Below are 7,782 nucleotides of genomic sequence, written 5' to 3'. Positions count from 1 at the left end.
TCCATGCAGCATCGTCGGTAAATGTAATTCGCACGGTATCGGCATTCGGAGCGGTCGCCGTCAAAGTCGGCGGTGCTAGGACTTGGGTAAGTAAATCTTGAGCTATTTTAATAGCATCTTTTAGAGCAGATTTTTCCGGCCCATCCGCAACCAGATCCACTTTAGCCTTCGCGTCGTCGATAGCGGCTTGGTCTACGCCCGCTTTCAGTGCTGTTTTTGTATGGTCCGAGAATAAGCCGTTCACGGCTTCATAAGCTGCTTGTAAATTAGCAATAGCTTCGAGTTGTGCGTTTAAGAGTTGTTGTGCTAATTGAAGATCCTCCATCAATGATGACTTTTCCGCCCCATCGGCGACTAGGGCTACTTTAGCCTTCGCGTCGTCAATAGCGGCTTGGTCTACGCCCGCTTTCAGTGCTGTTTTTGTATGGTCCGAAAATAAGCCATTCACGGCTTCATAAGCTGCTTGTAAATTAGCAATAGCTTCGAGTTGTGCGTTTAAAAGTTGTTGTGCTAATTGAAGATCCTCCATCAATGACGACTTTTCCGCCCCATCCGCGACTAGATCCACTTTAGCCTTCGCATTGTCAATAGCGGCTTGGTCTACGCCCGCTTTCAGTGCTGTTTTTGTATGGTCCGAAAATAACCAAGCCACGGCATTTTTTGCTGCTATTAAATTGGGGTTTTCCCCCGAGCCAGGTGATCCGCCACCAGGTGACCCGCCTGATCCGCCATCGTGTGACCCGCCATCAGATGACCCGCCAGCCGAAGGCTGCAAATCGGTATTCAGAACCCCATTAATTCTAATAATTTTGTGTTTTATTAACTCATAGTCTAGAAAGATGAACCTCGCATTATTTTTCAGTTCTATGCGTAAATCTTCGATTTTAGCGGCGTTTCCAAGGGTAATTCTACTCTTCATATTGTCGGCGAAAAGTGAATCTATCCTTGCATTTAACACGGTATTGAAGGATCCGGTTCCAACCCTGACGATGGGGATGGTTATACTTGCGTCTGCCTCGATCCTCGCATCGGCTAAAAGGTCTATTTCATTCGCTTTAGTATCCCCTGTTAATTTGATGGTGAAATTCCCTGACGCCACTTGAACAGATTGCAGGGTTGAATGATGAACATGCAATTTGGGGGTGCGGCTACTTTTGATATCGGATGAAACCAATGCGTTATTCGTTCCCGCTGTAACGATTTCCCGTGGCTTTGACAATATCGTCGAACCTTTTACCTGCACATTTTCAAGATAAAAGCTGTTTTGAACCTCGCTTTCTATAATTAAATCCTTTGTTATCGTAGCGTCTTTCATGGACAAATGGTCACCTTTTATGATCACCGTGGCATCGATAGCAGCCCCATTACCTGTTAACGCTACATTTGGATTTACCTTTCCATCATTTAATAGCCCGTCTGCGTAAAGAGTAACCGATTCAATGCGGCTTATTTTTCCTCCGATCATTTGAGCTTTGATTCGCGAATGTTTTAATATAGGAAGATTCTCAGGCGTGATCCAAGTTTTGAGATCATCAGTTAATGCAAAGCTTTCGTTACCCAGTTGAACTGAATTTGAAGTGATGGCCGTTACCTCAGATTCGATGACCCGCTCCGTTGGTTGTTGCGTTAATTGTTGACAACGGTAGATAAATGACGCCATTTCGCCACGAGTTACGGCATTATTCGGCGAGTACGTCGTCCGTGAAGTTCCTAATGTAATCTTATTATGTATCAATGAAGTCAAATAAGGAGCGTACCAACTCGTCGAGGATACATCTTTAAAAGGGTTTGCCGCTAATTCTTCTTCCGGTAACTGGTAGGCAGTTACGAGAATTTTCGCCATTTCCGCGCGTGTAAGCGATTGGTCAGGCTTAAATGTTCCATCCGAATATCCTTGGAATATCCCGGCGCTTACCATGGCAGCAATCGATTTATAATATGTGGAGCTTTCATTTACATCTTGGAAACCGGGATCATCCACCGTCTCCAGGTTGATTTGCAGAGCTCTGGCGAGCATCACCGCTGCTTGTTCACGATTCAATTTTTCGGATGTACGGAAGGTCCCGTCCGAATAGCCCGAAATCACTTTTTGCTGAACCAGGCTGGTCAAAGCTTCTTCATATTCACTGCCTGGCTCTATGTCCGAAAAAATGGTACCCCTCTGGCTTGCTTCAACAGGTTGTTTAGTAACGATCCCGCCGAGTAATAGGAAGCAAAGTAATGCGATAAAAATGATTTTGGTTTCCTTCGGTCTCCGTCTTTCCCGCCTATTCATAAGTTCAATGTCCTCCTTCGGATACATATCTAGCCCCTCGTGAGGCTATTGATAGTCCAATAACACCCAACGATAATATTACTCGAGAGTATTATATATATTACTAGTGAGTATTATCTTGGAGAAATATGTCGTTGTCAATCGAAATATCTTGTGGCGTGTGGAGAAGGCGGGAAGTGCAGGGGGCGAATAGGAAATGATTATGAACGCGACATTCCTAAAGAGATGAGAGCCAAGCTCCTTGAAATGTATTTAGAAATGGTTTTAAATGAATCTTCAAGAACGAAAACGGGGGAGGTAACTCAAAAAGATGAAAGCAACGATCGAAACGCTTCTACGTATATTGGGAGAGCATCATGAGGAGTCCCACGGCATTCAGGAGGCAGACATTCAGGCCAAGGAGCAAAGCTTGGGCTTTCCGCTGCCGGCTGCGCTACGGGAGTATTATAAGATTTTGGGGCGATCGCCGTATATCACCCAAGGGTGCAATAACCAATATGAACCTCTTCCGCTGGAGGAGGTATTTATTCCCGATAACGATTTTTTTACGACGGATAAGGATTTCCTGGTTTTCTATCAGGTAGAGGAGTCGGTGATCTATTGCGGGATTCGATTGCAGGATTTGCAGATGGAAGACCCGCCGGTTTACCTGTGCGCGTGGAGCTTGCCGGATTGGCAGCTGGAAAATCGATCGCTTCGACGTTTTCTCGCCGGGAAGGCACTCATTCAGTTGGGCGTTGAGGATCGGCTTCCGTATTGGGCCAACTTCGATGAGAGCATGTGGGGAATGTCGGACTATCGCAAATGCATGCGTCTTGATCGGGAGTGCGAGATCGACGAGGGTTCCGAACTGAACGCATGGAAAATCTATGTGAAGGACGATGTGCTGATCGTGTTTGAACTGGACGTATCCGAAGAGGGAACGGAGGAACCGTTGGCCGTATTTCTGGCGTCATTTCAGCGGGCAAGCATCGAAAATCTGCTAAACGAAATGGGGAAGGACACCAGCCTACCCCCGTTTCGAACGAATCTATAGAACTTTGATGAATTGATGGACGCGGCCAACTTGAGGAGCTTTTCTTTTACCCTATGGGAATTGCAAGGCGTATCTCTAAAAGGGATTTTCATTAGGGACGGGCATGTGAATGAGAGCAGAAAAACAGCCATGGAAGGTGCTTTCCATGGCTGTTCAAATATCAAGAGGGCTTCCACAGTTCGAAGAAGGGACTCTCATTATTTAAACTTTTCCTGCTTTTAGAGATTCTTCTTCCAAAAGCCTTAGCTATAATCCTCAATCACCGCGATTTTCCCTTCCTTAAACTCAAACACCGATTTCCCTTTTAGCTGCAGCGTTTCGCCGCTTTTTAACCCGTTAGGCAGATCGACAGCCAGCGTTCCTTCATAATCGATCTGGATTTTTACTTTATCATCATTCGTTTGATAATCCGTAATCGTCTGACGCCGACTAGAGAAAATCTTGGTGGATTGTTCGGCCAGTTGCCTGAATTCTTCTTTTCCTTTCGTCTCCGTGTTCAGCTCGCCATTGGCAAAATTTCTGAAGACGACGTCTTCGTGCAATAGGTTGAGCATTCCCTCGACGTCAAATGAATTGTAGGCATTCAAGTACGCTTCAATGATTGCTTTGGTCTGTTCGCTATTCATGGCTTTACACCTCTCCTGGAAAGTAAACCGCATCACAGTTGTATTCTAGAGCAACACGTCATTTTCCTATGGATGCTTTGCCGATACCCACTATCGAAAAAGAACAAGGCCGACCCGGAAGGAGAAATTCCCCTTCAAGTCAGCCCTGTTTTGATTGCTCTTGTTTTTTACAGGGGATGGTTGGAACCGTCCCTCGACATGAAACAGCCTCTTTTTTTAAGATGACTTCCCGCCAGGCAGCACCTTATTCAACACGATCGCCGCAATCGACGCGGCCAAAATCGGCGAGCCCAACAGATATTGCACGAACGTAGGCAGCGAATGCAGGAAGTCTTGCGGAATCATCACCAGAGCCAAGGTGAGGATCATCGGGATGGCGATGATGTACATTTCCTTTTCGGCGATTTTGACGTTTTTCATGACCTGAATGCCGTTGATGGCAATGATGCCGCACACGATAGTGAAAACGCCGCCGATGACGGCCGTGGGGATCGAAGAGATCAAGGCGGCCAGTTTGCCCGAGCAGCCGAAAATAACAAACCATACGCCAACCGCAAGAAAAACGCGACGGCTCGCAATGCCTGTGATGGAAATGATGCCGGCATTGGTGGAATAACCCGTCACCGGCGTCGAACCGAGCAAAGAGGCGATCAGGCAGCTGATGCCTTCCCCGATCACGCCCCGGTTGAGGTTTTTGTCCGTTAACGGTTGATCGATGACGTTGCTGACGGCAAACCATGTGCCTGTCGTTTCGGCCAGCAAAACGAAATAGATAATGACCATGGTGATGATCGCCGAGAAGTTAAAGGAAAAGCCGAAGTCGGCAAAAGGGAGCTGCGGCATGCTGAACCATTTGGCGTTGCTCACCGCGGAAAAGTCCAACACGCCCATCACATTCGCCGATATACATCCAACGATTAACGCGACCATGACCGAAATGATGCGGAAGATGGAGCCTTTGTTGCGGAACAAGGAACCCAGGATGACGAAAAGAATGAGCACGGCGCCCGAAATGAGGGCAAGCAGCACGTTTTGGTTGATCGTCGCGTCCTTGGCACCGTAGATATTATCCCGGATCGCCACCGGCAACAAAGAAAGGCCGACAATAAAAATGATCGTGCCGCCAACGATCGGCGGAATGAACGTTTTGACGATTTTGTTGAAAATGCCGGTAAAGCCCAAAACGATCACTAAAACCGCGCCAACCAAGCCGGCGCCTAACACGGAATTCCAGCCCAATTGCCCGCCGCCGCTGGCGGCATAAATGCTGACGATCGCGCCAAGCGGAACATAGGAAGGCCCTTGGGCGACAGGGAGCTTCATGCAAAAATACGTTTGTACGATGGTTGCCAGCCCGGCCGCAATAAAGGTCGCTTGGATCAAAGCGCTGGATTGGCCGGAGGACAAACCGATCAACATCGCGATAAGAAAAGGCACGACATAGACGTCCATGGCGACGACGTGCTGCAAGCCGAGGATGATCGATTTGCCGACCGAAATTTTTTCGTCGGGTGAAACGGTTAGCTGTGGAGCGTGAAGTTGCGTGTCTGCTTGTGTTTTCACTCAGGAGTGCACCTCGAATTTTTTGGATTGGTCCCGCACATCGCGGTTGGTCTTGTCTTTAGCAGAAAAAAACGTCAATCAGAGAAACGGGCTCTATGTTTACCGCGAATGAACTTTTTCGCCTTGCACCCAGACCTCGCGGATGTTTTCCGGCCGGGTCAGGTACATGATTTTTTGAAAAATGTCATGCAAATCTTCGTCTTCGTTAAAAATCGGCAGTTTGGCGGATGGCAGCTTGGTGTCGATGATCTGCACGTCCCAGGCATAGCGTTCCTGAATGCGGCCGATCGGCAAACTCAAGCTTTCGCCGCCGCCGGCCGTCGCCAGATAAAACGCCTCGTCGACCGTCATGCGCGATCCCGGCACGCCGCGGTTGTTGGCAGGAAGGGCGGGGTTCACGCCATCTTCCAGCATTCTCGAAGACATGACGGCTTGTCTGACGTTGTCGAACAGGCTCGGCGAAAAACCTCCCGAAATGTCGGTCCCGAGGCCGATCTCCACGCCTTTCGCGTGGAAATGGGCGATGGGAATGACGCTGTTGGCAAAATAGGCGTTGGATATCGGGCAATGGGCAATCGCCGTTCCCGTTTCGGCAAACAAATCGGCGTCATCGTCGCTCAGGAAATTGCAGTGGGCCATGACGGACTTGTCGCGCAGCAGCCCAAAATGATGCAGGGCAAACGCATCGTTTTTCTGGAACCGATTCCGCACATAACCATGCGCCCAGTCGCTTTCGCTGCAGTGGGATTGCACGTATGCGTCGTATTTTTTCGCCAGTTCCCCCAAACCTTGTAACGCCTCATCCGTGCAGCTTGGAATAAACCTTGGCGTCACGACGGGGAAAACGCCTTGTTTGGTCGTTTTGGACAACTCTTTGACGGCGAGAATAAATTCCTCCGTGTCGGCCAATGCCGTTGGGGTGTCGGCGTCGCGATAGGTTTCCGGATTTTGCTCCGGATCGTCCATGACGACTTTCCCGACGAGTCCGCGTTGGCCTTTGTCGGCGCAAATCTGGGCCAGCAATAAACTGGCTTCTTTATGAACGGTGGCGAAATAAAGGGCGGTCGTCGTGCCGTTGGCGAGCAGGGTGCCGACCAAATCGTCGTAGACCTCCTGCGCAAAATCGAGATCCGAAAACTTGGATTCCAACGGGAAGGTATAGGTGTTGAGCCAATCGTAGAGCGGAATGTCCAAGGCCGTTCCGGATTGGGCCCATTGCGGCGCGTGAACATGCAAATCGACGAATCCGGGCAGTATGTACTGGCCTTCGGCTAGCTGATGGAAGTTGTCTTTTCCTTCATATGCATCCAACAAAAGTTGATAATCCGCATCCGCCGGCGCTACGACCTTTTCGATCATGCCGTCCGGATTGACGCAGAACAGATGTTCTTTTAAAATTTCAATTTCTTTGGAGGATTTGCTAGAAAATGCCGTCCCTCGAAACAATTGCATATATTTATCCATTTTAACCGCCTTAATGTTCGTATTTAGATGATATGATTGTTATTATATGCGTTGGAAAATGATAAGTCCATATCAAAATACGAATGTTAAATTGTATGGCTTGGAAATAAATGTGAGGTTAAATAGCGCATTGCCCTGTTATTTATATCAGCATGAAAAAATGGTGGTTCCTGGGGTAATCTCAACGAGCGGCAGCCATGCTTACGTAACCAAGATTGGTAATGGCACGTCTAAAATTTATTCGGATGTGACCGAAGAGAAAGGGGGGCGGGAGCCTATTTTAGGCTCCGTGATCTGCTGGAATCGGCTTAGTGATGAAATGTCCAGTTCCGTACGAAGCGGCTCATGATTTGCCGATCGAAATTTTTTCTAAAGGATGACGCGATTTTTTTATAATATCCCTTTACAGGTATATTCCGAATATGGTATATTCCAATTAGAAAATAATTCCTTAAAAGGAGGTGAAGAATCCCAATGAATCAAGAAGTAACCTCTTTTATCGAAAACCTCGGTCAACCGTGGCAAATTGAAGTTTCCAAGCGTCTTCGTGAATTGGTCCATGAAACCATTTCCGAGGTCGAAGAGCGAGTCCAGTACAAAAAGCCGCATTTTCTGAAGAACGGACATTACGCCGCAGTGATTTCCCCTTCCAAAGACGCCATTGCGTTCATGATCATGAATGCGGCCGATTTGGAAGTGCCGAAAGGTTTTGAAGGACCGCCTGAACGGAAATGGTTAAAGATCCGTGAAGGCGATTCGCCGGACTACGTTCTTTTGGGTCAATTGCTTGAAAAGGCATCCAGTTCGCTCTAGCGACT

6 protein-coding genes are annotated in these 7,782 nt (G+C 48.0%); 2 read left to right on the top strand and 4 right to left on the bottom strand.

Annotated features, from left to right (window positions below; all coding sequences use genetic code 11):
- Positions 1-2,275 (bottom strand): toxin Cry1Ac domain D-VI-related protein (locus GQY55_RS20005; RefSeq protein ID WP_201452191.1); only part of this gene is annotated, 2,275 nt, incomplete at its 3' end.
- 310 nt (positions 2,276-2,585) lie between these two features.
- On the opposite strand from GQY55_RS20005, the gene GQY55_RS20000 reads away from it, so the two are divergent.
- The gene (locus GQY55_RS20000) at positions 2,586-3,311 is read left to right on the top strand and encodes an SMI1/KNR4 family protein (RefSeq protein ID WP_160043642.1); all 726 of its coding nucleotides are present in this window, start codon (positions 2,586-2,588) and stop codon (positions 3,309-3,311) included.
- A 242-nt stretch (positions 3,312-3,553) separates the two neighbouring features.
- Here the strand turns inward: GQY55_RS20000 and GQY55_RS19995 are convergent, their stop codons facing one another.
- The 3 genes from GQY55_RS19995 to guaD all read right to left on the bottom strand — a co-directional run bounded on the left by GQY55_RS19995 (position 3,554) and on the right by guaD (position 6,964).
- Entirely contained in the window at positions 3,554-3,937 is a 384-nt protein-coding gene (locus GQY55_RS19995) for a nuclear transport factor 2 family protein (protein ID WP_160043641.1), read from the bottom strand.
- A gap of 216 nt (positions 3,938-4,153) precedes the next feature.
- Positions 4,154-5,500, bottom strand: a complete 1,347-nt coding sequence (locus tag GQY55_RS19990; RefSeq protein WP_160043640.1) for a uracil-xanthine permease family protein — start codon at positions 5,498-5,500, stop codon at positions 4,154-4,156.
- 99 nt (positions 5,501-5,599) lie between these two features.
- Positions 5,600-6,964 carry a guanine deaminase gene (gene guaD / locus GQY55_RS19985; RefSeq protein ID WP_160043639.1) on the bottom strand — a complete coding sequence of 455 codons (1,365 nt, stop codon included), beginning with the start codon at positions 6,962-6,964 and terminating at the stop codon, positions 5,600-5,602.
- A 474-nt stretch (positions 6,965-7,438) separates the two neighbouring features.
- On the opposite strand from guaD, the gene GQY55_RS19980 reads away from it, so the two are divergent.
- The gene (locus GQY55_RS19980; protein WP_160043638.1) at positions 7,439-7,777 is read left to right on the top strand and encodes a DUF1801 domain-containing protein; all 339 of its coding nucleotides are present in this window, start codon (positions 7,439-7,441) and stop codon (positions 7,775-7,777) included.
- Positions 7,778-7,782: the final 5 nt, after the last annotated feature.

The organism is Paenibacillus sp. USDA918EY (genome assembly GCF_009870825.1).
Classification (GTDB): Bacteria; Bacillota; Bacilli; order Paenibacillales; family Paenibacillaceae; genus Paenibacillus_AQ; species Paenibacillus_AQ albilobatus.
Note: the sequence above shows the minus strand (reverse complement) of the source record. Positions and strands in the feature narration are given on the sequence as shown.